This is a genomic window from Phycicoccus avicenniae (assembly GCF_018139485.1).
Lineage (GTDB): Bacteria > Actinomycetota > Actinomycetes > Actinomycetales > Dermatophilaceae > Phycicoccus > Phycicoccus avicenniae.
The window spans coordinates 140,413-163,835 of sequence record NZ_JAGSNF010000001.1; the positions used below are offsets into that span (position 1 = coordinate 140,413).

Consider the following 23,423-nt stretch of genomic DNA (forward strand, 5'->3'; position numbering starts at 1 on the left):
TCGGGTCACGAGCGGGATTCGGAGTCCGAGCGGTCGCCGGATGCGCGGACGCCGCGCTCGGCGGCCCGCTCCGTGATCTGCTCGGCGTCCTCGACCGGCGGCAGGCCCCGCTCCCGGCGGCGCTCGCGCGCCGTCTCGGTGAGCGTCTGGACCGCAGCGACGAGGTCACCGCCGAGGCTCTCGGCCCCGATCTCGTCGAGCACCCGCGGCGTCGTGCCACGGCCCGCGAGCCACAGCGGGTGCTGGTCGGCGAGCGAGCGCAGCTGCGAGGCGTGCCCGCGGAAGCCGGAGGGCCGGCGCGATGCGAGCACGACGGCGTCGGGCTCGGTGAGGTCCGCGGCCTGGCGCAGCGACACGACAGGGGTGTCCGGGCCGAGGTAGCGCACCCGCCACCCCGAGCGGCCGAGGAGGACGCCGAAGCTGAGGAGGATGATGTCGTGGAACTCGCCGGGCGGGCAGGCGAGGACGGCGACCGGCCCCGTGCCGAGCCCCCAGGTCATCGACAGCGCACCGAGGCGCCGCCGGACGAGGCTGCTCGCGAAGTGCTCCTGGGCGATGCCGATCTTGCCGAGCTCCCAGTGCTCGCCGACCTTGACGAAGAAGGGGACGAGGACGTCGACGACGGCACTCTCGACCGAGCGGTCGAGGAAAGCGGTGTCGAGGACGGCGTGCGCGCGGTCCTCGTCGAGGGCCGTCACGGCGTCGAGGAGCTGGGCGACGAGGAGCGGCGGGTCGGCCCGCATGCCGGAGCGCTCGTCGCCGTGCTCGGGCGACTCGTCCGCGACCGACTCACCCTCGGTCGCGGCGATGCCGTTGCGCTCGGCGGCCAGCACCTGCCGGGCCGCCTCCATCGCGCTGACGCCCTGGTCGCGCAGCGAGCAGACCTCGCGCACGCGCCGCTCGTCGTCCGCGCCGTAGAGTCGATAGCCGCCGGGGGACCGTGTCGGGCTCAGCAGGCCGTACCGCGACTCCCAGGCGCGCAGGACGTGCGTGCTGACCCCGGTACGGGTGGCCAGCTCGCCAATCCGCATCGAAGGGGGAACCGAACGCCTCATTCCTCCAAGGTACGACCTGCCGTCACATTTGACAAACCTTTGACGGCCTCACGTGGAAGGTTCTAGCGTCATGACCATGCCGAGCAGCCCCGACCCCTCCGGCGCGCCCTCGCACCGGGGACGTCGCGACCGCGTCGCCGTCGTCGGGGCCGGTGTCTCCGGGCTCACCGCGGCCCACCTGCTGAACCGCACCCACGAGGTGACGCTCTACGAGGCAGAGGACCGCCTGGGGGGTCACGCGCACACGCACACCGTCCCCACGCGGACCGGGGAGCTCGCGGTCGACAGCGGCTTCATCGTCCACAACGACCGCACCTACCCCCACCTGCGACGTCTCTTCGCCGACCTCGGCGTCCGCGCTCGGGACACCGAGATGTCGATGAGCATCCGGGACGCCTCGACCGGGCTCGAGTACGCCGGCGGCCGCGGCCTCAAGGGGTTCGTCGCCCGCCCCCGGCAGCTCCTCGACCGGGAGTACGTCGGGATGCTGCGCGAGGTGAAGCGGTTCCACACCGTCGCGGGGGCCTTCCTCGAGCGCACCGACGACGAGGACACGACGACCTTCGGCGCCTTCGTCGACGAGCACTGCTTCTCCGACGCGTTCGTGCGGCTCTACGCCGTGCCGGTCGTCGCGTGCGTGTGGAGCAGCGGCGGCGGCGACGCCCTCGACTACCCCGCGCGCTACCTCTTCCGCTTCCTGCGCCACCACGGGATGCTCTCGGTCGGCGACTCCCCGCAGTGGATGACCGTCGTCGGGGGCTCACGCAGCTACGTCGACCTCCTCGCGGCCCGGCTGTCCGACGTCCGGGCCGGGGACGCGGTCGCCTCCGTGGCCCGCACGCCCGACGGCGTCGAGGTGCGCACGGTGTCCGGTCGTGTCGACCGGCACGACCGGGTCGTGGTCGCGACCCACGCCGACGACGCGCTGCGCCTGCTCGCCGACCCCACGCCCGACGAGAAGGAGGTGCTCGGCGCGTTCCGCTACTCGCGCAACGAGACCGTCCTGCACCGCGACGGCTCGCTCATGCCCCGGGCCCGGCAGGCCCGCGCGTCGTGGAACTACCTCGTCGGTGACGACCCGTCGCAGGGCGCCGTCGTCACCTACTGGATGAACCGGCTCCAGGGGCTGCCCGCCGCCGAGCCGTTCTACGTCACGCTCAACGCGAGCGACCGGATCGACCCCGGTAGCGTCGTCGCCACGATGCAGTACACCCATCCCCTCTACGACCTCGCGGCCGTGCGCTCCCAGCGCCGCCTCCCCGAGCTCACGACCGACCGCACGACCTTCGCCGGGGCCTACCACGGGTGGGGCTTCCACGAGGACGGCTGCCGGTCCGGCGTCGAGGCCGCCGCGGCGTTCGGGGCCGGCTGGTGACGACCGTCCAGGACCTGCCGGCGCTGCCGGCGCTCGTCGTCGGGCGGGTGCACCACACCCGGCACCGTCCGCTGCACCACGCGTTCACGCACCGGCACACGCAGTGGCTCGTCGACCTCGACGCGATGCCCCGGCTGCCGCGGTGGCTGCGACCCGTCGCGACGTTCCGCGGCGAGGACCACCTCGCGGGCAACCCCGGCATCGCCGCGCTCAAGGCGAACGTGCTGCGGGTGCTCGAGCGCGAGGACGTCGCCACCTCCGCCGCCGACCGGGTCGTCATGCTCGCCCACGCCCGGGTCCTCGGCCACGTCTTCGACCCGATGAGCGCGTTCTGGGTCTTCGCCCCGGACGGGTCCCTCCGGGCGGTCCTCGTCGAGGTCCACAACACCTACGGCGGCCGGCACGCCTACGTGCTGCGCCCGGACGCCGGCGGTCGGGCGGACGTCGAGAAGACCTTCCACGTCTCGCCGTTCAACGACGTCGAGGGCGAGTACGCCATCCGGCTCACCCTCACCCCGGGCAAGGTCGGCGTCGCCATCCGGCTCCGCACCGGCGACGAACCCCTCGTGACCGCCACCGTGACCGGCGAGCCGCGGCCGGCGACGACCGCGGCGGTCGCCCGGTCGGCGGTGCGACACCCGTTGATGCCCCAGCGGGTCAGCGGGCTCATCCGCGTCCACGGCGTCTGGCTGTGGCTGCGGAGGCTGCCCGTCCGACCCCGACCCGCGAACGACCTGGAGAGTGTGCGATGACCACCGACAGCCCCCGACTCGAGCTCGCCGCACCGCGGCTGGGGTTCCCGCGCGTGCTCACCCGCGGCGCCGTGGCCAAGGCGATCACCGAGGTCGCCGTGAAGCCGATGCCGGTCCGGATGCGCTACCCCGACGGCACGGTCGTCGGCGCGGGCGGCCCGGACAGCCCGGTCCTCGAGGTCGTCCGACCGCGGGCGATGTTCCGCCGCCTCGAGGCGCACCCGAAGATCGGCCTCGGCGAGGCGTACATGGCGGGCGACTGGCGCGCCGCCGACGGCACCGACCTGGCCGTCGCGCTCATGCCCTTCGCCGCCCGGATGGGCGAGCTCGTCCCGAAGCCGCTGCTGTCGTTGCGCGGGCTCGTCGACCGGGCCATCCCGAAGACGATGCGCAACACCCTCGAGGGGTCGCGGGCCAACATCAGCGCCCACTACGACCTCTCCAACGACCTCTTCTCCGCGTTCCTCGACCCGTCGCTGTCGTACAGCTCGGCGATGTTCGACCCGGCCCTGCCGGTCCGCGAGCAGGACCTCCACGAGGCGCAGGTCCGCAAGGTCGAGGCCATCCTCGACGCCGCCGACGTCGGCGCCGGCAGCCGCGTGCTGGAGATCGGCACCGGCTGGGGCGAGCTCGCGATCCGTGCCGCGGCCCGCGGCGCCACCGTCACCTCGGTCACCCTGTCCTCTGAGCAGCGCGACCTCGCCCTCGAGCGGATCGCCGCCGCCGGGTACGCCGACCGGGTGCAGGTGCTCCTCCAGGACTACCGCGAGACGACCGGTCAGTTCGACGCGATCGTGAGCGTCGAGATGATCGAGGCGGTCGGCGAGGAGTACTGGGACACCTACTTCTCCACGATCGACGACCTGCTCGCCCCGGGCGGGGCCGTCGCGATCCAGGCGATCCTCATGGAGCACCACCGGCTGCTCGCGACGAAGGGCTCCTTCGGCTGGATCCAGAAGTACATCTTCCCGGGCGGGCTCATCCCCTCCCTCCAGGCGATCCGCGACGTCACGCGTGACTCGACCGACCTGCGGGTAGAGCGGGTGCAGACGTTCGGGACGGACTACGCCGAGACCCTGCGTCGCTGGCGCGAGACCTTCACCGACCGGTGGGACGAGATCCAGCGGCTCGGGTTCGACGACACCTTCCGCCGGATGTGGGAGTTCTACCTCGCGTACTGCGAGGCCGGCTTCGCCACCGGCTACCTGGACGTCGCCCAGATCCGCTTCACCCGGAAGGACACGCCATGACCACGACCGTCGAGCGCACGGTCCGCACGACCGCCTCCCCCGACGCCGCCTTCGCCTATCTCGTCGACTTCCGCTCGGCGCCCGACTGGGACTACGGGACGATCTCGTGCGAGCGGACCTCCGGCGACGGCGGCCCGGGCACCACGTACGCCAACGTCTCGAAGTTCGCCGGCAACACCGTCGAGCTCGAGTACACGACCGAGAAGGTCGAGCAGCCGGAGTTCGTCATCGTCGGCCGCAACGAGACGACGACGAGCCGCGACACGATCACGGTGCGCCCCGAGGGTGAGGGGTCGGTCGTCACCTACCGCGCCGACTTCGACTTCAGCGGCGCGGTCCGGTTCCTCGGACCGGTCATGACGCCGCTGCTGAACCGGCTGGGCGACAACACGGCCCGCACCCTCAAGGAATCCCTGGACCGCCTGTGACCGAGACCTCCGGCTCCGGCCGCCGCGCCCTCGTCACCGGGGCCACGGGCTACATCGGCTCGCGGCTCGTCCCCACCCTGCTCGACGAGGGCTGGACCGTGCGCGTCCTCACCCGGGACGCCGACAAGCTCCAGGACCGGCGGTGGGTCGGCCGGGCCGAGGTCGTCGAGGGCGACGCGACGTCCAAGACCGACCTCGCCGACGCGCTCGCCGACGTCGACGTCGCCTACTACCTCCTGCACTCGATGGACTCCGAGGGCGGGTTCGTCGAGCGCGACCGCGAGATGGCCCGCACGTTCGGGCTCGCGGCGTTCGAGGCCGACGTCGACCGGATCGTCTACCTCAGCGGGCTGCACCCCGACACCGACGGCCCGCTCAGCGACCACCTCGCCTCGCGGGTGGAGGTCGGCGACCTCCTCATGGCGAGCGGGGTGCCGACGGCGGTGCTCCAGGCCGCGATCATCCTCGGGTCCGGGTCGGCGTCCTTCGAGATGCTCCGGCACCTCACCGCGCGGCTGCCCGTCATGGTCACCCCGAAGTGGCTGATGAACCGGATCCAGCCGATCGCCGTCCGGGACGTCCTGCACTACCTCGTCGCCTGCGCCGAGCTGCCCGCCGACGTCAACCGGACGTTCGACATCGGGGGCCCCGAGGTGCTCACGTACAAGGACATGATCGCCCGGTTCGCGAGGATCGCCGGGATGTTCCCCCGCACCGTGCTCACCGTCCCGGTGCTCACGCCGAAGCTCGCGAGCCGCTGGGTCGGCCTCGTGACGCCGGTGCCGACCGGGCTCGCCCAGCCGCTCGTCGAGAGCCTGCTGCACGAGGTCGTCTGCCACGAGCACGACATCGACGACCTCGTCGGTGGCCCGCCCGGGGGGGCGCTCGGCTTCGACCAGGCCGTCGAGGACGCCGTCGCGGGCGACGGCGCCGACCCCCGCCCCGAGCCGGGCACCGTCGACCCCGCGCGGGTCACGGCCGCCGACCCCTCCTGGGCCGGGGGCGGCCAGAGCGGGTCATGACGGGCGGGACACGGCGGAACCGGCCGGGAGGAGCGCGATGAACGTCGTCAGCGAGCTGCGGGCCTTCGTCCGTGCGGCGCTCGTCGACCCCGTCCCGCGCGACCACCTGCAGACCGACCGGGCCTTCCACCGGCGCCGGGTCGTCGCCGTCGTCACCCTGCTCGTCGGCGCCGGCTTCCTCGCCTGGGCGCTGCGGATCGAGCCGGGAGACCCGACCTTCTACGTCGCGACGTTCGCCCTCGCCGGCGTCTGGGCGCTCGGGGCCGTCGCCTCCGGGCCGCTGCACCTCGGGTGGGGCTGGACCCGCGGCGGTGGGGAGCACGCCCGGCCGATCGTCCAGTCCCTCGCCCTCGGTGCGCTGCTTCTCGCGGTCTTCATGGCGGGGGCGGTCGTCGTCGCCCAGGTCCCGTTCCTGCGCGACCCGGTGCAGCAGCTGCTCGACCACGCGACGGCCGGGTCCCTCGCGATCGTCACCGTCGTGACGATCGTCAACGGCGTCGCGGAGGAGCTGTACTTCCGTGGGGCGCTGTACGCCGGGGTGGGGCGCCGGCACGCGGTCGCCGTCACGACCGTCGTCTACGCCCTCGTCACCGCGACGTCGGCCATCCCGCTGCTCGTGCTCGCCGCCGCCGTCGTCGGGCTCGTCTGCGGCCTCCAGCGCCGGGTGACCGGCGGCATCCTCGGGCCGATCGTCACCCACCTCACGTGGTCGCTCGGGATGCTCTACCTCCTGCCGCTCGCCCTCGACCGCCTCTCGTGACCGCAGACCCCTCGTGATCGGAGACCGCCCGTGACGTCCGTCCTCTGGCTGCGCCGCGACCTGCGCCGCCGTGACCACCCCGCGCTGCTCGCCGCCCGGGACGCGGCGGGCGACGGCGACCTCGTCGTGGCGTTCGTCGTCGACCCGCGGCTCTGGGACGGGGGAGGTGCCGTCCGGAAGGCCTGGCTCGCGGCCAACGTCAAGGCGCTCGACGAGGCCCTCGACGGCAACCTCACCCTGCTGCACGGTGACCCGCGGTCGGTCGTCCCCGAGCTCGCGCAGCGGGTCTCCGCCACGTCCGTCCACGTGTCGCGGGAGACCAACCCCGCCGGCGTCCGCCGCGACGAGGCGGTCCGCGACGCGCTCGCCGAGCGCGACGTCGAGTGGGTCGAGACGGGGACGCCGTACGCCGTCGGCCCCGGGCTCGTCGTCAACGGGTCCGGCGACCCGTACAAGGTGTTCACCCCGTTCTCCAAGGCCTGGCGGCAGCACGGCTGGCCCGAGCCGGCGGCGACCCCGCGCGAGCTGCCCCTGCGGCACGCCCGCAACGACGCCGACGCCACCGCCGCCCTGGACGCCGCGCTGTCCGCGTCCGACCTGCCCGACCTGCCGGAGCCGGGGGAGGAGGCGGCGCTGCGGCGCTGGCGGCGCTTCCGCGACGAGCACCTCACCGAGTACGACGACGACCGGGACCGCCCGGCCCTCGACGCGACGTCGAGGATGTCGCCGTACCTCAAGCTCGGCGTCGTCCACCCGCGCACCCTGCTCGCCGACATCGCCGACGAGCGGGGGAAGGGCGCCGACACCTTCCGCGACGAGCTCGCCTGGCGGGAGTTCTACGCCGACGTGCTGCACCAGAACCCGCGCAGCGCCTGGCACGACCTGCGACCGGCGCTGCAGGGGATGCGGTACGACGAGCCCGAGGACGCCGTCGAGGCGTGGAAGAAGGGCGAGACCGGCTTCCCCGTCGTCGACGCCGGGATGCGCCAGCTGCTCGCCGAGGGCTGGATGCACAACCGGGTGCGGATGATCACCGCGAGCTTCCTCACCAAGGACCTCCACGTGTGGTGGCCGGTCGGGGCGCGGCACTTCCTCGACCACCTCGCGGACGGCGACGTCGCGTCGAACAACCACGGCTGGCAGTGGGTCGCCGGCACCGGCACCGACGCGAGCCCCTACTTCCGGGTGTTCAACCCCGTGACCCAGGGGGAGAAGTTCGACCCGTCCGGCGACTACGTGCGGCGGTGGGTCCCCGAGCTGCGCCACCTCGAGGGCAAGGCCGCGCACGAGCCGTGGGCCCACGACGGCGGCTACGACCACGGGTACCCGCAGCGGATCGTCGACCACAAGGAGGAGCGCGAGGAGGCCCTCGACCGCTACCAGGCCGTCAAGGGCTGACACCGGAGGCGTCGGGCCGGTGTCGAGGGTGCGACGGCTCGGGGTTGGGGAACACCGTCGTCCGCCGGTACGCTGTGCACCATGAGGGGAGTACTTCCCAAGATCGTTCCGGTCAGTACGAGCGCCCCATGGCGCTCCCGGTGCGACGCCGCCCGCGGGCGGTGAAGGAGACCTCAGGACGCACCATCACGCCCTGAGGAGACTCGATGTCCACCCTTGCCACCCTCCAGGCCGCCGCCGAGCCCGCGGCCTCCGGCGACTCCGTCGGCACGCCCCTGCTGTGGGGCGTCACGATCGCCGGTGTCCTCCTGCTCTTCGCCCTCGACTTCGTCCTCACCCGCAAGCCGCACGAGGTGTCGATGAAGGAGGCGGCCGGCTGGTCGGCCTTCTACATCGCACTTCCGCTCGCCTTCGGTGTGTTCGTCTGGACCCAGTACGGCGGCGACCGGGGCCTGGAGTACTACACCGGCTACCTCGTCGAGAAGTCGCTGTCGGTCGACAACCTCTTCGTCTTCATGCTCCTGCTCGCCGCGTTCGCGGTCCCGCCGGAGCTCAAGCAGCGGGTGCTGCTCATCGGCGTCGCCGGCGCCCTCATCCTCCGCGGCATCTTCATCGCCGTCGGCGCGCAGCTCATCTCGATGTTCTCGTGGACCTTCCTGCTCTTCGGCGCGATCCTCCTCGCCACGGCCGTCAAGGTGCTCAAGGACGCGATGTCCGACGAGGAGGACCACGTCGACATCGGCGCCCTGCGGACGGTCAAGCTGCTGCGCCGGTTCTTCCCCGTCACCGACGACTACCGCGGCCCGCGGATGACCGTCACGGAGAACGGCAAGCGCGCCCTCACCCCGTTCGCCCTCGTCGCCGTCGCGATCCTCGGCACCGACATCGTCTTCGCCGTCGACTCCGTCCCGGCCGTCTTCGGCATCACCGGCGACGCCTACCTCGTCTTCGCGACGAACGCCTTCGCCCTGCTCGGCCTGCGGGCGCTGTACTTCGTCCTCGAGGGCCTGCTCGGGGCGCTGGCACACCTCGGCTACGGCCTCGCGGCGATCCTCGCCTTCATCGGCGTCAAGCTCGTCCTGCACTGGGCGCACGGCATCTGGCCGGCCACCCCGGAGGTCCCGACCGTCGCCTCGCTCCTCGTCATCGTCGGCATCCTCGCCCTCGTCACCGTGACGAGCCTGGTGTCGAACAAGCGGGCCGAGACCCGGCGTGCCGTCGAGGAGGACAGCGAGCAGCGCCGCGAGGCGATCGACTCCGAGCTGTCCTGACCCGGACCGTCCCCGGACCAGACGAACGGGGCCGGGTCCCTGTGTGGGCCCGGCCCCGTCGTCATCCGGTCCGGCGAGCACGACGCGGGTCGCCGTCACTAGGTTGGACGGGTGAGTGCGACACCGAGGTCCAGGGCCACCGACACCGGGACGGCCGCCGTCGAGGTGCTCGACGAGGGCGCGCTCGTCCTGAGATGGGCCCCGGCGGGACGGGACCCCGTGCTGTTCGTCCATCCCGAGGTGCCCGTCCGGTCCGGGCGGCCGCCGCACGCCGGCGTCCCCGTCTGCTGGCCGTGGTTCGGGGCGGGACCGCAGCCAGGGGCGCCGAGCCACGGGTTCGCCCGCAGCGCCACCTGGCGGCACCTCGCGACGACGACCGAGGGGGGAGTCGCCACCCTCGCGTACCGGCTGACGCCCGACGACGTGACGCACCCCGCCTGGCCGCACCCGTACCGGCTGGACCTCGCCGTGACCTCGGGGGAGGACCTCGAGCTGTCCCTCCGGACGACGAACACCGGGGACGCCCCCGTGTCCCTCGGCGAGGCGCTGCACGCCTACCTCGCCGTCGGCGACGTCCGGCAGGTCACGGTGCGCGGTCTCGACGGAGCACCCGTCCACGACAAGGTGACCGGGCGGGACGGCGTCCACGAGGGGGACCTCGTCCTCACCGGCGAGACCGACCGGGTCTTCCGCACCGACGCGGCCGTCACGGTCGAGGACCCGGTGCTCGGCCGCCGGCTGGTCGTCACCGCGGAGGGGGCGGGCGACCGCGTCGTGTGGAACCCGTGGGCGGACAAGGGCGCCGGGATCGACGACGTCGGCGACGCCTGGCCGGGGTTCGTCTGCGTCGAGGCGGCGAACGCTGCCCCCGACGCCGTCATCGTCGCCCCGGGTGACACGCACGCCCTGACCTACCGGCTCCGTGTGGAGGACCTGTGACCGCCTGGCTCGACACCCCCACCCACCGGGCCTGGCTGCAGCGCGGGTTGTCGGACGTGCTGACCTTCGCGCTCGGCTCGATCCGGCCCGAGGGCGGGTTCCACCACCTCGACGGCGCCGGGTCGCCGCTGCCCGGCCGCCGCCCGCAGCTCTTCCTCACCGCGCGGTCCGCCTACGTCGGCGCGCTCGGGGTGCGGCACGGCATCCCGGGGGCGGGCGAGCTGCTCGACCACGCGATGACCTCGCTCGCCGGTCTGCACGCCGACCCGGTGCACGGCGGCTGGCTGTCCGAGCCGGGCACCGAGACCCGGAAGATGGCCTACGACCACGTCCACGTGGGGCTCGCGGCGGCGACGGCCGCGACGGTCGACCACCCGGGCGCGGCGGCGCTGCTCGAGCAGGTCGCCGACGTCGTCGACACCCGGCTCTGGGACCCTTCGACGGAGACGCTGCTCGAGTCCTTCGGGTCGGACTGGACCGACCCCGAGGACTACCGCGGGGCGAACGCGAACATGCACGGTCTCGAGGCGTTCCTCGCGATGGGGGACGCGACCGGCGACGCGGTGTGGCACCGGCGGGGGCTCGCGATCGCGGAGCGGCTGGTCGACCGCGCCGCCCGCGAGCAGGACTGGCTGCTGCCCGAGCACTTCACCGCCGACTGGCGGCCGCTGCTCGACTACAACCGCGACGAGCCCAACCACCCGTTCCGGCCGTACGGTGCGACCTTCGGGCACTCGCTGGAGTGGGCGCGCTTCCTCCTGCTGCTCGACGCGTCGCCGCTCGTCGACTCCCCGGCCTGGCTCGTCGAGGGGTCCGAGGCGCTGACCCGCCGGGCCCTGGACGGCGGCTGGGCGCTCGACGGCCGGCCCGGCCTCGTCTACACCGTCGACTGGGACGGCACGCCGGTCGCCGACGTGCGACTGCACTGGCCGGTCTGCGAGGGCATCCAGACGAGCGCGGTGCTGCTGCGGCGGACCGGGGACGCGCACTGGGAGGGCTGGTACCGGCGGCTGTGGGACCACGCGGCGCGCTGGTTCGTCGACGAGCGCGGCACGTGGCGCAACGAGCTCGACGCGGACCTGGCCGAGGCCGGCACGATCTGGCCCGGACGCCCGGACGTCTACCACTCCGCGGGTGCCTACGTGACCCCCCTCGAGGCCTGACCGGACGCCGTCGCCGACGGTCCAGGGTCCCCTCACCCCCAACCCCTCCGGCCCACTCTCATCCCCCTCCGGATCGCGTGCTACGGCGCAGTACTGGTCGCGATCACGACCCGTCCGGCGACCTGGGCTGCGACCCGGGCCGCGACAGGATGGGCGTCCAGGGCGCCGCAGGTGGTCCCGCCGCGGGCGTCAGGGGAGGGCGACGAGGGCGCCCGGATCCTCGGGCGGCAGGTCGGGGTCGACGGTGGCGGTCACCTGCAGCTCGAACGGCCCGGTCGTGAACGCCCCGAGGGTCGTGAGCAGCGCGACGTCGGCCGCGTCCCGCCCGGTGCCGACCCGCACCATCGAGCGACGGGGCGCGAGCCGGGTGGCGTCGACCATCCGCCAGTGCCCGTCGACGACCGCCTCGACGACGGCGTGGGCGTCCATCGGGGACAGCCCGGGGGCGTAGACGGAGACGTACCGCGCGGGGATGTCGAGGGAGCGCAGGATCGCCGCGACGAGGTGCGCGTAGTCCCGGCAGACCCCGGCACCGGTGAGCAGCGGGGTGAGGGCGTCGTCGGTCGGCCCGCTCGTTCCGGCCTCGTAGCGGGTGCGCTCGAAGACCCAGTCGACGACGCGGAGGACGCGAGCGGCGTCGTCGCCGGTGCCGAACTCGTTCGCCGCCCAGCCGCCGATGCGGTCGCTCGGGCAGAACCGGCTCGGGAGGCTGAAGGTCAGCCGCTCCGCGTCGGTCACGGGAGCGTCCCGGGCGACGGTGGTCCGCACCGTCGCCTCGTACGTCGCCTCCAACCGTCCGACGGGCGCCTCGACGAGGTGCATCCGGGTGTCGTGCGGCATCGCGACCGGGCGCGACGCGAGCGGGCCCGCCGGCCCGCGGACGGTGAGCGCCTCGTCGGCGTCGAGCCGCCCGGCCACGGCGAGCGCGAGGACGAGCCTCCCCGCGGTCTCGACCTCCGTGGCGAGGTCGACCCGCACCCGGACGGACTCGGGCGCGCCGCCGCTGTCCACGGTCACGGGGTGCTCGCGCGGGTGACGAAGTCGGCGAGGTCGGCGCTCTGGCGGACCCGGCTCTCCTCGTGGACGTACATCATGTGGCCGGCCGGGTAGTACGCGTGCTCGATGTTCGCCGTGAGCTCCGGGGGCAGCCCGAGGTGGGCCAGCGTCTCCTGCGCCGCGTAGTACGGCGTCGCGCCGTCGTGCCACCCGTAGGCCACGTGCACCTTGAGGTCGGGGTTGGCGCGCATCGCCCGGGCGAGCCGGCCCGACACGTCGACCGAGCGGCCCTCGAACTCCTTGAAGGACCACTCCTGGTTCGCGGTCATCGACAGCTGCTCGTACGGAAGGTCGCTCTCGTAGCCGAGCTCGGTGCGCACGTAGTGGTTCCACCCGGCGCTGTACGGCCCCGTGATCGCGTCCATGCTCGGGTCCGCGGCGATGGTCTCGGCCACCCCCGAGGCGGCCGGGCCGGTGAAGCGCCCGTCGAGGCGGCCGACGACCCGGCGCTCGGTGCGCAGCAGCTCGGCGAAGAAGTGCAGGTGCTCGACGCGCAGGTCGGACAGGTCGACGTACTCCTCGCTCAGGCCGGTGAGCCGGGCGAGGGTGGCGACGGCCTCGGCCCGGTCGGCCGCCGTCAGCCGGTCTCCCCGGGAGAGGACCCACGGGTAGGTCCGCTCGGCGTACTCCTCGGCCTCGGCGAGGACGTCCTCGAGCGGGCGGTCGCCGTGCTTGCCGTGGTGGTGCGCGATGGCCGCGTACGTCGGGAGGAAGCCGACGTGGCCGCGGTCCTCGGGCTCGTGGAGGCCGATCGAGCCGAGGTCGAGCACGCTCGAGATGAGCATGACGCCGTTGAGGTACATCCCGCGGCGGGTCTGGAGGTGCTCGGCGAGGGCGGCGGCCCGGATCGTCCCGTACGACTCGCCCGCGACGAACTTCGGCGACAGCCACCGGTCGTTGCGCGTCGTCCACAGCCGGATGACCTCGCCGACGCTCTCGATGTCCCCGGTGAACCCGAGGTAGGGCGCGGCCTTGCCTCCGCTCACCGCCCGCGAGTACCCGGTGGCGACCGGGTCGACGAAGACGAGGTCGCTCACGGCGAGGAGGGTCTCGAGGTTGTCGGTGAGACCGTACGGCGGCGCCTGGAGCGACCCGGCGTCACCGCTGACGACCCGGCGCGGCCCGAGGAGGCCGAGGTGCAGCCACACCGACGACGACCCCGGGCCGCCGTTGAACGCGAACGTCACGGGGCGCGGGGTGTCGCCGCTCGGCTCGGCGACGTACGCCGTGAGGAACATCTCGGCCTTCGGCTCGTGGCCGGTGAAGGTGCCGTCCTCGAAGACCTCCTCGCGCAGGACGACCCGTCCGGTCGTCGCGGTGTACGCCAGGCGCCGGCGGCCGAGCCGCAGGGTGTGCTCGGTCGTGACGAGGTGGTCCTCCGGCGGCGCCGGGGTCGTCGTGCGCGTGGGCTCGCGGTCGGCGTCGGGGGTGGGGCTGTCGGCCATCACCCGACCCTAGTCGCGGGCCGGTGGCGTCAGAACCAGCCGAGGCCCTCGGCGATGAGGAGGAGGCCGAAGACGACGAACGCGGCCGCGGCGCCGTACCTGATGGCCTTCTCGGGCAGCTTGCGGCCGAGGACGGCGCCGACGCCGATGGCGAGGGCGTCGGCGGCGACCATGCCGACGGTCGAGCCGATCCACGTCCCGAGCCAGCCCTCCTGCGTGGCCAGGGTGATCGTCGCGAGCATCGTCTTGTCGCCGAGCTCGGCGAGGAAGAAGGCCGAGCCGACGGCGATGAGCGCGGTGCCGGTGCTGCGGCGGGCCTTGTCGGCCTCGTCGTCGGTCAGCTCGTCGCCGCGCAGGGTCCAGGCGGCGAAGATCAGGAAGGCGATGCCGGCGACGATGCTGATGATGCCCTGGTAGGACTCGAACGCGGTCCCGACCCAGGCGCCGAGGCCGACGGAGATGAGGTGGACGACCGCGGTCGCGGCGGTGATCGCGATGAGGACGTCGCGGACGCGGTAACGGGTCGCGAAGGTCATCGCCATGAGCTGGGACTTGTCGCCGAGCTCGGCGACGAAGATCACGGCGGTGCTGAGCAGGAACGCGTACATGGTGGTTGAGGCTCTTCCTCGTGCCGGACGAGGAGTGCCGCTGGACGCACGTCTCGGCCGGCACGCTGCGTCGATGGACAGGTGCACTGGCCGAGAGTCTCGTCCGCCACTCGGGGTGGCCCGCCGTACCGGACCCGGGGGTCAGTGTGTCGACACGGCGATCGGGGACTACTCCCTCTCGATGCCACCGATGCTAGCGGGTGTCCGGCCGGCGCCGCGAACCCGTCCCACCCGCCTCCACGAACCCGTCCCACCCGCCTCCACATTTCGGGGTCACCCCGAAATGTCCGGTGAAGCAAGGGATCGGTTGTCCTGTCTCGGCGGAGGATGTCTTGTCTCGATCATCGACGGAGTCGTGTCTCGACGATCGGCGGCGGCGACGTCCTGCTGTCCGCACCAGGATCGGCACCGACGACGAGACCACCGCCCGGCCCGTCGTAGGTTGGCGGGATGAGCGACATGCGCCACACGCCCCTCGGTGACTCCGGCCTCATGGTGTCGGCGGTCGGAATCGGCTGCAACGCGTTCGGATCGCGGATCGACGCCGATGCCACGCAGGCCGTCGTCGATGCCGCGATCGAGCACGGCATCACCCTCTTCGACACCGCCGACTCCTATGGCGACGGCGCGAGCGAGGAGCTGCTCGGCCGCGCGCTCGGCTCCCGCCGCGACGACGTCGTCCTCGCGACGAAGTTCGGGATGGGCGACCACGACGCCGAGCACCACGGCGCCTGGGGCTCGCGCCGCTACGTCCGCCGGGCGGTCGAGGCCAGCCTGCGCCGGCTCGGGACGGACCACATCGACCTCTACCAGCTGCACCGCCCGTGCCCGGTCACCCCCGTCGAGGAGACGCTCGCGGCGATGACCGACCTCGTCACCGAGGGCAAGGTCCGCTACATCGGGTCCTCCAACCTGTCCGCCTGGCAGGTCGTCGACGCCGACTGGACGGCGCGCTCGTCCGGCCTCGAGCGGTTCGTCTCGGCGCAGAACGAGTACTCGCTCTACAACCGCCTCGCCGAGGACGAGCTCGTCCCGGCGTGCGAGACCGTCGGGGTCGGCCTGCTGCCGTACTTCCCGCTCGCCTACGGCCTCCTCACCGGAAAGTACCGCCGCGGCGAGTCCGCCCCCGAGGGGACCCGGCTCGCGAGCCCGTCGCAGGCCCAGCGGCTCGACGGCGCGAACTGGGACCGGATCGAGGCACTGCAGGCCTTCGCCGACGAGCGGGGTGTCTCGATGCTCACCCTCGCGATCGGCGGGCTCGCGGCGCAGCCGGGCGTCGCGTCGGTCATCTCGGGCGCCACCCGACCCGAGCAGGTCGCCGGCAACGTCGAGGCCGGGTCCTGGGAGCCGAGCGCCGAGGACCTCGCCGCGCTCGACGCCATGCGCGAGGACCCCGCGTTCAGCTACACGACGTTCGCGTAGTCCTCGGCGCTCCCGGCCGCCGTCGAAGGCGAGGGTGAAGGACGTCACGGCATAGCGGCCGGCGCATGCTCGTTGGACCCGGGCGAGCCCGATCCCGAGCACCACGAGGAGCCCCGATGACCGACCCGACGACCACGAGCGCCCCGACCGGTACGCCGACCAAGCCCCGCCGGTGGCGGCTCGCCACCCGCCCGACCGGCTGGCCGACGCCCGACGACTTCGAGCTCGCCGAGAGCAGCGTGCCCGACCTCGCCGACGGCCAGATCCGGGTGCGCAACACCGTCCTGTCGGTCGACCCGTACATGCGCGGCCGGATGAGCGCCGCGAAGTCGTACGCCGCCCCGTACGAGGTCGGCGAGGCGATGACCGGCGGGGCCGTCGGCGTCGTCGAGGAGTCCCGGGCCGACGGGTTCGCCGCCGGTGACCACGTCCTGCACGGCCTCGGCTGGCGCGAGGTCGCGGTCGTCGACGAGAGCGCCGCCCGCACGGTCGACGTCGACGCCCCCGAGTCTGCCTACCTCGGCGACTCCTACGACAACGCCCTCGCCGAGGCGTTCAACTCCCTCTTCAAAGCCGAGCTGGTCCGTAACCGCGGCCCCTGGAAGAACGTCGACGACCGCGAGATCGCCGTCGCCGAGTACATCGACTGGTTCAACTACCGCCGCCTCCACGGCGAGATCGGCATGGTCCCACCCGCCGAGCACGAGGAGAACCACTAACAGCACCACCCCGCGCCGACTACTGTCGACGCGTCAGAACCGAGCCTCCACTGAAGACGGCACGGGACACGGTATGAGGAGGCGTTCCCGACCCCCAGGTGTCTGGTGCGATGCCTACGTATCAGACGTCGGTAGCGATTCGGTGAGGGCGCCTCCTCTCGCCTGAGGTCGGCACCCGGGGGCTAGTTTGCTCAGAAGACGCGGGCGGCGATCTGGGCCGGCGCCGCCAGCAGGCTCTCGATCTCGCTGTCCAATTTCACCAGGGTGATGGACATTCCCACCATGTCGAGAGCAGTGCAGTACTCGCCGACATAGCTGCTGGTGACTTTAATGCCATGCTTTGCCAGGCGCTCGTGCGCGTTGCCGAAGAGGATGTAGAGCTCGCTGATGGGGGTACCTCCGAGCCCGTTCACCATGAGGGCTACGTCGTCGCCGTCTTCGTAGGGAAGATCCGAGATGAGTGCCTCGACGACTTCTTCGACAATCTCGGCCGCGGGTTTGATCTTCTCGCGACGCCGGCCGGGCTCGCCGTGGATGCCGATGCCGACTTCCATCTCGTCTTCGGCGATCTCGAACAGTGGGGTCCCCTTGGCCGGAGGGGTGCAAGCGCTGAGCGCGACGCCCATCGTGCGAGTAGCCGCGTTCACCTTCTTACCGATGCGCTCAACCTCGTCAAGGTCTGCGCCGGCCTCGGCCGCGGCGCCGACAGCCTTCATCACAAAGAAGTTCCCGGCGACGCCGCGGCGGCCGATCGTGTACAGCGAATCCTCGACGGCAATGTCATCGTTGATGAAGAGAGTGCGGACGTGGATGCCCTCAGCGGTGGCGAACTCTGCCGCCATCTCGAAGGCCATCTTGTCGCCGGTGTAGTTGTTCACTAGTAGCAGGACGCCCTTGTCGCTGGCGAGACGGCGGGTGGCCTCGACGATGTAGTCGGTGGGCGGTGCGGCGAAGACGTCGCCAGGGCAAGCACCGTCGAGCATACCCTTGCCGACCGCCATCACGTGGGCAGGTTCGTGGCCGGAGCCCGACCCCTGAATGACGGACACTTTGTTCTGGCTTGGGCTGTCGGAGCGCATGATGAGGTTGAACTCGGGCAAGTAGGTAAGGGTGTCCGGGTTCGCAAGGGCGATCCCTCGCAGCATGTCGGGGACGAACGCCTTGGGGTCGTTGACGAACTTCTTCATGTCAGGTCCTTGTCTGCCTCGATGTAGAGCTGAACGGGTTGGGTTACCAGGTGTCTGCGATGCGCTCGGTGAGCAGAGCGATGGCGATCGCGCCGGGATCGGGTGAACCGATGCTGCGCTCTCCGGTGTAGGAGGCCCGGCCGCGGCGGGCGACGAGGGCGCTGGTGGCCTCGGCGGCCTCGCGCGCGACGGTGGCGGCTCTTCCTACGATCTCCTCGGGCGCGTCTCCTGCTTTCATCCCAGCAGCGACGGATTCGGTCATCGGCACGAGTGCGTCTAGCAGTGTCTTGTCGCCGACGTCTGCACCGCCACGGAACTTGATGCCTTCAATCGCTGCCTGGAGCATCTTGACAACGTCCTCGCCGGTGAGTTCCTGCTTGCCGCGCGCAACCGCCGATGCGCGGATGAAAGCAGTCCCCCAGATCGGGCCCGAGCTGCCCCCGATGCGGCTGGACATCGTCAAGGCGACTGCGCCGAGGAACTTGCCGAGATCGGAACGGTCAAAGCCGTCCCAGGACTCCAGGACGATCTCGAATCCGCGGGCGAGGGAGTAGCCAAAGTCGCCATCGCCGGCGACGGCATCGAGGTCGCAGAAGTAGGTCTCGTTCTCAACGCACGTCTCGGCGACGAGCTTGACGACGCTTTCGACTCGTGCTGCGGTGTCGGTGTTCATGAGTGAGCTCCTCAGGGAGTAGGACGGGCGTTGAGAAGGGCGCGGAGATCATCGAGTGTCACGGTCGCGTCGATGTCTAGCTGGTGCGGGTTCGTTACGACCCTGGTGGGGTACGCAGGAAAGTCGCCGAGGGTGTCCACAACGAGAGCGGCGCCGGTGAAGTCTTCGTCGATGGTGTAGCTGCTCTGGGTGATGACCGTGGTCAGGCCGGCACCAAGCGCAGCCCGGAGCCCGACGGAGCTGTCTTCGACGACGATCGCCTCAGAGGGGTCTACCTCAAGGCCGCGTAGGGCAAGCACGTAGATGTCAGGCGCGGGCTTCTTCCTTGGCACCATGTCGCCGGCAAACACCGAGAACTTCTCCGCGAGCTCGGTTCCGACCACGTGCCCGAGCACAGCCTGGACGGACTGTTCTGCGGAGGTGGAGGCGACAGCAAGTTGCCAGCCGGCGGCCGACGCCGCCGCGGCGATGCGGGCGATCCCGGGGCGAGGCGGAAGATCGCCCGCGCGCACCATTGTGGTGTACTGCGCGGTCTTGTATCGGTGCCACTGGGCGATGAACTGCTGCTGGAGGGTTTCCTCGGCCGGGAGGGCGACGCGGGCGATGAACCCCGGGGTCAACAGAGAGGCGAGCCGCTCCTTCCCGCCACCGATGCGAAGCTTCTCGGCATAGTCCTCTTCGGTCCAGCGAACAGGAAGACCGAAGTGCTCGAATGTGGCGTTGAACGCCGCGAGATGACCGTCGCGTTCGGTGTCGGACAGAACCCCATCGCAGTCGAAGATGAGGGCGGTCATCGCGTCGCCGTGTGGGCTCGCCCTGCGGCGCCGAACTGCTCAATGAGGTCGGTGATCTCTACACGGATGGCGACGGTGATGTCCTGGAAGAGGCTCGGCGGGTCCCATTTGTCGCGCCGGCTCGCAGTGTCGAGGTGCTGAGCTGCGCTCTGCATATACGCGTGCTTTACAGCAGTCGAGATGTTGATCTTCGACACGCCAGCCTGGATGAAGGACTGGAAGTCTTCCGCGATCAGACCGGTGCCGCCGTGGAGCACGATGGGGCGATCGACGAGCGCGGCCAGATCCCGCACGCGACCGGGCAGCAGCTTTGGCGGTGTCTTGAACGCTCCGTGGCTGGTGCCCAATTGCGGTGCGAGCAGGTCGGCGCCGGTCGCCTCGGCGGCCTTTGCGAGTTCCTCGACGGTGTACGCGTGTCGGGCCTCGGCAGAGCCAACGCCATCTTCCACGCCGAGGATGTTCTCGATCTCGGATTCGACGTCCACGCCGACCGCGTGCGCCTGGGAGACGACCTCAGTGGTTTCGCGGAGCGCGTCGTCCATGTCGCGGTCGGATGCGTCGAACAAGACCGAAGACCAGCCGGCAGCGATGACCATGCTGATAACAGCGCGATCAGGGCAGTGATCCAGGTGCAGCGCAATAGGCACCGTCGCGTCTTTCGTCACCGCTTCGAACGTTGCACCGACCAGCGGCGTGCCAAGAGAGCGCAGCGTCTTCACTGACACCTGCACAATGAGCGGCGCCGCGGCCACCTGCGCGGCCTCGACGACTGCCCGCATGCTGACCTCGTCGAAGACGTTTACCGCTGGTACGGCGTACCCCTGATCCCGGGCGGCCCTTGTCAGTTGCACAGTGGATGCGAGCATGCCTCGTCCTTCACCTCGTCGTGTCGCATGGTGCTCTTCTTCCAGACCCGTCACCGCCGAGCAGGAAGTATTCTGAGTGTACATGTCTATACCGCAGAATACAAGTGCGGGGTGAGCTACGGTGAGGCGAGAGGAGGCTTACTGATGACTGATGCTTTGGAGCGAGATTCGGCGGTCCCGCTGTACCAGCAGCTCGAGGAGATTCTGGTGGGGAAAATTTCCGCCGGCGTATGGGCCCCGGGGCAGCGCATTCCGTCGGAGAACGAGCTGAACCGTACTTACGGACTGAGCCGAATGACGGTGCGCGGCGTGCTCAGCAAGCTGACCGCGGACGGCTTGCTCGTCCGCGTCCCTGGCAAGGGAACCTTCGTCTCTTCGACCAAGATCAGTGCGGTCTCTCCCGCCTATAAGGGCATTCGCGAGCAGCTGGAGGCGCAGGGGTACGACACGTCGACGGAGCTGCTGTACCTGGAGATGACCGACCCGTCGCCTCGGGTGCGAGAAAAGCTCCGGCTCGGCGCGGTCGACAAGGTGTACGCCATAGTGCGACTGCGGAAGGCGAATGGCGAACCCTTGAGCCTGCACAGGTCCTTCATCCCCGCCGCCCTGGCCCCTGCTCTGGAGACTCATGATGTCGTGGGTGAGCAACTGTGCGTCGTGCTCGAAGGTCACTACGGTCTGCCGATGAAGACGGTTGAAGAGAGTCTGGAGGCGGTGGCCGTAGACACGACGGAAGCTAAGCAGCTTGGTTTGCGCCGCGGCGACCCGGCCCTGCTTCTGACGGATATCATCTCCGATCGGCGAGGCCTCGCTTTCGAATACTCGTCGATCGTGTTCCGTGGCGACACGATGCAGCTCAAGTTCGACTATCAGCTGTAGTCGATCCGCGCCCGAGAGCGGAGTCGGCGGAGTGCGAGCGGTACTGGTGGCAAACCCGCCTTCCCCGTTTGGGCGCAGGAAGCGGGAAGCCGCGCCACGCCAACTGCGTTGCCCTCTAGCGCACCCGAGCTTCATGTCAGGAGCTCAGGGCTTTCTGTAGCTGTTTCAGGAGGCCGCCGCATCCAACCGGTAATGCCGCAGCAGGCCGCTGTCGGTGCCGGTGACAATGTGCTGGTAAGGCAGCCCGATCGCGACCTGTCGAACGGCGAACGGAGCGAGGACCTCCGCGATGGCCGCGGACAGTCCTCCACGGATGAAACGTTCTTCGACGGTGATGACCAGCCCAGTTCGCGCGGCCGACGACGCGATCAGTTCGGCGTCGGCGGGCTCGACGATGGGCATGCCAATGAGGTCCAACCCGGCGCCGTCTTGGGTGATCTGGTCCACCGCTTGGATCGCCTCCGCAGTGACAGTACCGGTTGTGACCACTGTGGCGGCGGGCCCTTCGCGAATCCTCCGGCCCTTACCGATGACGAATGGGGCTTGGTCAAAGAGGTTTGGGATCAGAGGGCCTCCGATGCGCATGTATACGGGTCCGTCGTGAGCGCGCATCGCCGACACTGCGCCGCGGATCTCGCCCGGCTCTTGGGGAGAGAGAACGGCCACGCCCGGCAGCATCCGAATGATCGCGTAGTCTTCGAGTGAGTAGTGGGTGGGGCCCAAATCCGAGTAGGTGATACCGGCTCTTCGTACCTGAGGGTGGGGTCACAGGGGTAGGCCGCCGGCGATGAGGAGCATGCGGAGGCGGTAGTTGTCTCGGTTGCGGAATCCGCGGGCGATGCGGCGGTGGAGCTCGATGAGCCCGTTCACGGCTTCGGTGCCCCCGTTGGATGCGCCGTTGGTGTCGAAGTAGCCGAGGAACTCGCTGCGCCACCGGCGCAGGGTCTTGCCGAGGCGGGCGACCTCGGGGATCGGGCAGGTGGGCAGTGTCGCGACGATTCGTTCGGCGATGGCACGCCCGGCGGCGTGGGTGTCCTGGTGGTAGGCGGCGCGGACCTGTTGGGCGCATTGGTAGGCGACCTCGACCTCAAGGTGCTCCTCCCGGGCGGTGAACGCGGTGGTCAGGCGAGCGCGTTGCCGGTCGGTGAGGTGCTCCTGCCCGGCGCGCAGGGTGTTCCGGACGCGGTACAGCGGGTCGTTCCGGCGGCCGCGGTGGCCGGTGGTGTCCTGCTGAACGCGGCGGCGGACGTCGTCGACGACGGCGGTGGCGAGCTTGACGACGTGGAAGGCGTCGAGCACCGAGCGGGCGTCTTCGAGCTGGTCATCGATGGCGTTCTTGTACTCGTGGAACGGGTCGAGCGTGGCGATCTCGACGCCGGCCCGGAAGGGCTCGCCGCGTTCGGTCAGCCACGACGTGTAGGCCTGGCCGGAACGGCCCGGGACCAGGTCCAGCAGCCGCGCCCGCACCCGGCCATCGCTGTCGCGGGTGAGGTCGACCATCCCGGTCAGCTCCTTCGGGCCCCGCCCGCCGTCCTCGACCGGCTTGGTGGACACGTGGTGCCACACGTGCTCGTCGACGCCCAGGATCGTGACCCCGTCGAAGCGGGACTCGTCCGCGGCGGCCGCGGCCAGCATCGGTCGGATCGACTCCCACACCGTGCGCCACCCGGTGCCGAGCTGCCGGCGGACCCCGTTCACGGACGCGTGCTCGCGGCGGATCTGCTCGATCGCCCACCGGCACGCCCTCGTCGTCAACGACGAGCGGGGTGCGGCGACCCGATCGTCCTGCTCGACGAAAGTCACGACCGGGCAGCCGGGATCCGGGCACACCCACCGACGCTTGCGCCAGCGGATCCGCACCGGAGCACCGAACGCGGGCGCGTCGACCAGTCTGACCGTGACCCTCCCGTGGCCGTGCGCGACAACACCGCAGGCCGGGCAGCCCATCACGGTCGGTTCGGACTCGACCTCGATGACGAGGCGGCCGCCGTCGTCCCGCTGGACCGCAGTCACTCGCAGCCCGTCCAGGCCGACCAGCACGTCGCAACGCTCGCAGTAACCGCCGCGGGCACGGCAACACGACGTAGGCTCGCTCATCGTCGAGGTCCTCGCGATCAGGAGAGGTGAGAGTCCTCTGATCCTCGGGGACCTCGACCCATCCCACCCTCACCCAGCCCGTCGGCGCGTCGTGCTCACCCCACACTCATCGGTGAAGAGCCCGTTTACTAGCCTGCCCGCCGTGACCTCGCTCCTTCGGGATCGAGACAGTGCAATCAAATCGGGGGGGGGGGGGGCAGAATCTATCGCCTCATGCTTCGGGAGCCCACACCGGGGACATCAGCGGCGCGTTCCTCGCCGCAC

At 71.0% G+C, this 23,423-nt stretch carries 22 protein-coding genes and 4 pseudogenes; 15 read left to right on the forward strand and 11 right to left on the reverse strand.

The genetic code is table 11. The annotated features are described in order from the left end of the window. Positions 1-5: 5 nt before the first annotated feature. Positions 6-1,031 carry a MerR family transcriptional regulator gene (locus KC207_RS00645; RefSeq protein ID WP_211600966.1) on the reverse strand — a complete coding sequence of 342 codons (1,026 nt, stop codon included), beginning with the start codon at positions 1,029-1,031 and terminating at the stop codon, positions 6-8. A gap of 100 nt (positions 1,032-1,131) precedes the next feature. Between KC207_RS00645 and KC207_RS00650 the strand changes: the two genes are divergently transcribed. From KC207_RS00650 to KC207_RS00695, 10 genes are all read left to right on the forward strand, one after another. Next, positions 1,132-2,430, forward strand: a complete 1,299-nt coding sequence (locus KC207_RS00650) for an NAD(P)/FAD-dependent oxidoreductase (RefSeq protein ID WP_249138463.1) — start codon at positions 1,132-1,134, stop codon at positions 2,428-2,430. Next, a complete protein-coding gene (locus KC207_RS00655) occupies positions 2,427-3,182 on the forward strand; it encodes a DUF1365 domain-containing protein (protein WP_249138464.1) in 756 nt (251 codons plus the stop codon). The genes KC207_RS00650 and KC207_RS00655 overlap by 4 nt, the downstream gene beginning before the upstream one ends. Beyond that, positions 3,179-4,432: an SAM-dependent methyltransferase gene (locus KC207_RS00660; protein ID WP_211600968.1), complete on the forward strand. Its 1,254-nt coding sequence runs from the start codon at positions 3,179-3,181 to the stop codon at positions 4,430-4,432. Before KC207_RS00655 ends, KC207_RS00660 begins: the two co-directional genes overlap by 4 nt. Continuing rightward, entirely contained in the window at positions 4,429-4,860 is a 432-nt protein-coding gene (locus KC207_RS00665; RefSeq protein ID WP_211600969.1) for an SRPBCC family protein, read from the forward strand. Before KC207_RS00660 ends, KC207_RS00665 begins: the two co-directional genes overlap by 4 nt. Beyond that, positions 4,857-5,882, forward strand: coding sequence for an NAD(P)H-binding protein (locus KC207_RS00670; RefSeq protein WP_211600970.1), 1,026 nt, complete (start codon positions 4,857-4,859; stop codon positions 5,880-5,882). The genes KC207_RS00665 and KC207_RS00670 overlap by 4 nt, the downstream gene beginning before the upstream one ends. A gap of 37 nt (positions 5,883-5,919) precedes the next feature. Further along, positions 5,920-6,642 (forward strand): CPBP family intramembrane glutamic endopeptidase, encoded by a 723-nt coding sequence (locus tag KC207_RS00675; RefSeq protein WP_211600971.1) that lies wholly within the window; start codon positions 5,920-5,922, stop codon positions 6,640-6,642. Between the two features lie 30 nt (positions 6,643-6,672). Beyond that, entirely contained in the window at positions 6,673-8,040 is a 1,368-nt protein-coding gene (locus tag KC207_RS00680; protein WP_211600972.1) for a cryptochrome/photolyase family protein, read from the forward strand. Positions 8,041-8,246: 206 nt separating this feature from the next. Further along, the gene (locus tag KC207_RS00685; RefSeq protein ID WP_211600973.1) at positions 8,247-9,311 is read left to right on the forward strand and encodes a TerC family protein; all 1,065 of its coding nucleotides are present in this window, start codon (positions 8,247-8,249) and stop codon (positions 9,309-9,311) included. Positions 9,312-9,422: 111 nt separating this feature from the next. Further along, on the forward strand, positions 9,423-10,250 hold the full coding sequence (locus KC207_RS00690; RefSeq protein WP_211600974.1) for a D-hexose-6-phosphate mutarotase: 828 nt from the start codon (positions 9,423-9,425) through the stop codon (positions 10,248-10,250). Further along, on the forward strand, positions 10,247-11,413 hold the full coding sequence (locus KC207_RS00695) for an AGE family epimerase/isomerase (RefSeq protein WP_211600975.1): 1,167 nt from the start codon (positions 10,247-10,249) through the stop codon (positions 11,411-11,413). Before KC207_RS00690 ends, KC207_RS00695 begins: the two co-directional genes overlap by 4 nt. A 189-nt stretch (positions 11,414-11,602) precedes the next feature. Here the strand turns inward: KC207_RS00695 and KC207_RS00700 are convergent, their stop codons facing one another. Genes KC207_RS00700 through KC207_RS00710 form a run of 3 tightly spaced genes read right to left on the reverse strand, consistent with a single transcriptional unit; the run spans position 11,603 to position 14,522 of the window. Further along, entirely contained in the window at positions 11,603-12,430 is an 828-nt protein-coding gene (locus KC207_RS00700; RefSeq protein WP_249138465.1) for a transglutaminase-like domain-containing protein, read from the reverse strand. Continuing rightward, positions 12,427-13,914 carry a S10 family peptidase gene (locus KC207_RS00705; protein ID WP_211600976.1) on the reverse strand — a complete coding sequence of 496 codons (1,488 nt, stop codon included), beginning with the start codon at positions 13,912-13,914 and terminating at the stop codon, positions 12,427-12,429. The genes KC207_RS00700 and KC207_RS00705 overlap by 4 nt, the downstream gene beginning before the upstream one ends. Positions 13,915-13,943: 29 nt before the next feature. After that, positions 13,944-14,522 (reverse strand): TMEM165/GDT1 family protein, encoded by a 579-nt coding sequence (locus KC207_RS00710; RefSeq protein WP_211600977.1) that lies wholly within the window; start codon positions 14,520-14,522, stop codon positions 13,944-13,946. 459 nt (positions 14,523-14,981) lie between these two features. Here KC207_RS00710 and KC207_RS00715 point away from each other — a divergent pair, with 459 nt between their 5' ends. From KC207_RS00715 to KC207_RS16775, 3 genes and pseudogenes are all read left to right on the forward strand, one after another. After that, positions 14,982-15,944 carry an aldo/keto reductase gene (locus KC207_RS00715; RefSeq protein ID WP_211601170.1) on the forward strand — a complete coding sequence of 321 codons (963 nt, stop codon included), beginning with the start codon at positions 14,982-14,984 and terminating at the stop codon, positions 15,942-15,944. 116 nt (positions 15,945-16,060) lie between these two features. Beyond that, positions 16,061-16,417 (forward strand): annotated as a pseudogene (locus KC207_RS16770) (NADP-dependent oxidoreductase); the annotation flags it as partial. Between the two features lie 45 nt (positions 16,418-16,462). Then, positions 16,463-16,663: pseudogene (locus KC207_RS16775) on the forward strand (integrase core domain-containing protein); the annotation flags it as partial. A 191-nt stretch (positions 16,664-16,854) separates the two neighbouring features. Here KC207_RS16775 and dhaK read toward each other — a convergent pair. The 4 genes from dhaK to KC207_RS00740 are packed head-to-tail and all read right to left on the reverse strand — an operon-like array spanning position 16,855 to position 20,183. Beyond that, entirely contained in the window at positions 16,855-17,850 is a 996-nt protein-coding gene (gene dhaK / locus KC207_RS00725; RefSeq protein WP_211600979.1) for a dihydroxyacetone kinase subunit DhaK, read from the reverse strand. A gap of 43 nt (positions 17,851-17,893) precedes the next feature. After that, positions 17,894-18,523 (reverse strand): dihydroxyacetone kinase subunit DhaL, encoded by a 630-nt coding sequence (gene dhaL, locus KC207_RS00730; protein WP_211600980.1) that lies wholly within the window; start codon positions 18,521-18,523, stop codon positions 17,894-17,896. Between the two features lie 11 nt (positions 18,524-18,534). After that, complete coding sequence (locus tag KC207_RS00735; RefSeq protein WP_211600981.1) at positions 18,535-19,317, reverse strand: HAD-IA family hydrolase; 783 nt, start codon at positions 19,315-19,317, stop codon at positions 18,535-18,537. Then, positions 19,314-20,183: a class II fructose-bisphosphate aldolase gene (locus tag KC207_RS00740; RefSeq protein ID WP_211600982.1), complete on the reverse strand. Its 870-nt coding sequence runs from the start codon at positions 20,181-20,183 to the stop codon at positions 19,314-19,316. The genes KC207_RS00735 and KC207_RS00740 overlap by 4 nt, the downstream gene beginning before the upstream one ends. Before the next feature lie 144 nt (positions 20,184-20,327). Between KC207_RS00740 and KC207_RS00745 the strand changes: the two genes are divergently transcribed. Then, complete coding sequence (locus KC207_RS00745; protein ID WP_211600983.1) at positions 20,328-21,062, forward strand: GntR family transcriptional regulator; 735 nt, start codon at positions 20,328-20,330, stop codon at positions 21,060-21,062. A gap of 165 nt (positions 21,063-21,227) precedes the next feature. Here the strand turns inward: KC207_RS00745 and KC207_RS00750 are convergent, their stop codons facing one another. The 3 genes and pseudogenes from KC207_RS00750 to KC207_RS00755 form a co-directional block, all read right to left on the reverse strand. Then, the gene (locus KC207_RS00750; RefSeq protein ID WP_367616015.1) at positions 21,228-21,674 is read right to left on the reverse strand and encodes a transketolase C-terminal domain-containing protein; all 447 of its coding nucleotides are present in this window, start codon (positions 21,672-21,674) and stop codon (positions 21,228-21,230) included. After that, a pseudogene (locus KC207_RS17060) lies at positions 21,651-21,803 on the reverse strand (transketolase family protein); the annotation flags it as partial. The gene KC207_RS00750 and the pseudogene KC207_RS17060, both read right to left, overlap by 24 nt. Positions 21,804-21,827: 24 nt before the next feature. Continuing rightward, a complete protein-coding gene (locus KC207_RS00755; protein ID WP_249138466.1) occupies positions 21,828-23,159 on the reverse strand; it encodes an ISL3 family transposase in 1,332 nt (443 codons plus the stop codon). Between the two features lie 170 nt (positions 23,160-23,329). Here KC207_RS00755 and KC207_RS16780 point away from each other — a divergent pair. Continuing rightward, positions 23,330-23,398, forward strand: a pseudogene (locus KC207_RS16780) (hypothetical protein); the annotation flags it as partial. Between the last annotated feature and the right edge of the window lie 25 nt (positions 23,399-23,423).

What these genes read in the sequence shown, in the direction of transcription:
- KC207_RS00675 (WP_211600971.1), top strand. Translation starts at nt 5,920, where the DNA reads ATGAACGTCGTCAGCGAGCTGCGGGCCTTCGTCCGTGCGGCGCTCGTC.
- KC207_RS00710 (WP_211600977.1), bottom strand. Translation starts at nt 14,522, where the DNA reads ATGTACGCGTTCCTGCTCAGCACCGCCGTGATCTTCGTCGCCGAGCTC.
- KC207_RS00715 (WP_211601170.1), top strand. Translation starts at nt 14,982, where the DNA reads ATGCGCCACACGCCCCTCGGTGACTCCGGCCTCATGGTGTCGGCGGTC.
- KC207_RS00755 (WP_249138466.1), bottom strand. Translation starts at nt 23,159, where the DNA reads ATGAGCGAGCCTACGTCGTGTTGCCGTGCCCGCGGCGGTTACTGCGAG.
- KC207_RS00650 (WP_249138463.1), top strand. Translation starts at nt 1,132, where the DNA reads ATGCCGAGCAGCCCCGACCCCTCCGGCGCGCCCTCGCACCGGGGACGT.
- KC207_RS00645 (WP_211600966.1), bottom strand. Translation starts at nt 1,031, where the DNA reads ATGCGGATTGGCGAGCTGGCCACCCGTACCGGGGTCAGCACGCACGTC.
- KC207_RS00750 (WP_367616015.1), bottom strand. Translation starts at nt 21,674, where the DNA reads ATGCGCGCTCACGACGGACCCGTATACATGCGCATCGGAGGCCCTCTG.
- KC207_RS00665 (WP_211600969.1), top strand. Translation starts at nt 4,429, where the DNA reads ATGACCACGACCGTCGAGCGCACGGTCCGCACGACCGCCTCCCCCGAC.
- KC207_RS00740 (WP_211600982.1), bottom strand. Translation starts at nt 20,183, where the DNA reads ATGCTCGCATCCACTGTGCAACTGACAAGGGCCGCCCGGGATCAGGGG.
- KC207_RS00735 (WP_211600981.1), bottom strand. Translation starts at nt 19,317, where the DNA reads ATGACCGCCCTCATCTTCGACTGCGATGGGGTTCTGTCCGACACCGAA.
- KC207_RS00660 (WP_211600968.1), top strand. Translation starts at nt 3,179, where the DNA reads ATGACCACCGACAGCCCCCGACTCGAGCTCGCCGCACCGCGGCTGGGG.
- KC207_RS00705 (WP_211600976.1), bottom strand. Translation starts at nt 13,914, where the DNA reads ATGGCCGACAGCCCCACCCCCGACGCCGACCGCGAGCCCACGCGCACG.
- KC207_RS00685 (WP_211600973.1), top strand. Translation starts at nt 8,247, where the DNA reads ATGTCCACCCTTGCCACCCTCCAGGCCGCCGCCGAGCCCGCGGCCTCC.
- dhaL (WP_211600980.1), bottom strand. Translation starts at nt 18,523, where the DNA reads ATGAACACCGACACCGCAGCACGAGTCGAAAGCGTCGTCAAGCTCGTC.
- dhaK (WP_211600979.1), bottom strand. Translation starts at nt 17,850, where the DNA reads ATGAAGAAGTTCGTCAACGACCCCAAGGCGTTCGTCCCCGACATGCTG.
- KC207_RS00745 (WP_211600983.1), top strand. Translation starts at nt 20,328, where the DNA reads ATGACTGATGCTTTGGAGCGAGATTCGGCGGTCCCGCTGTACCAGCAG.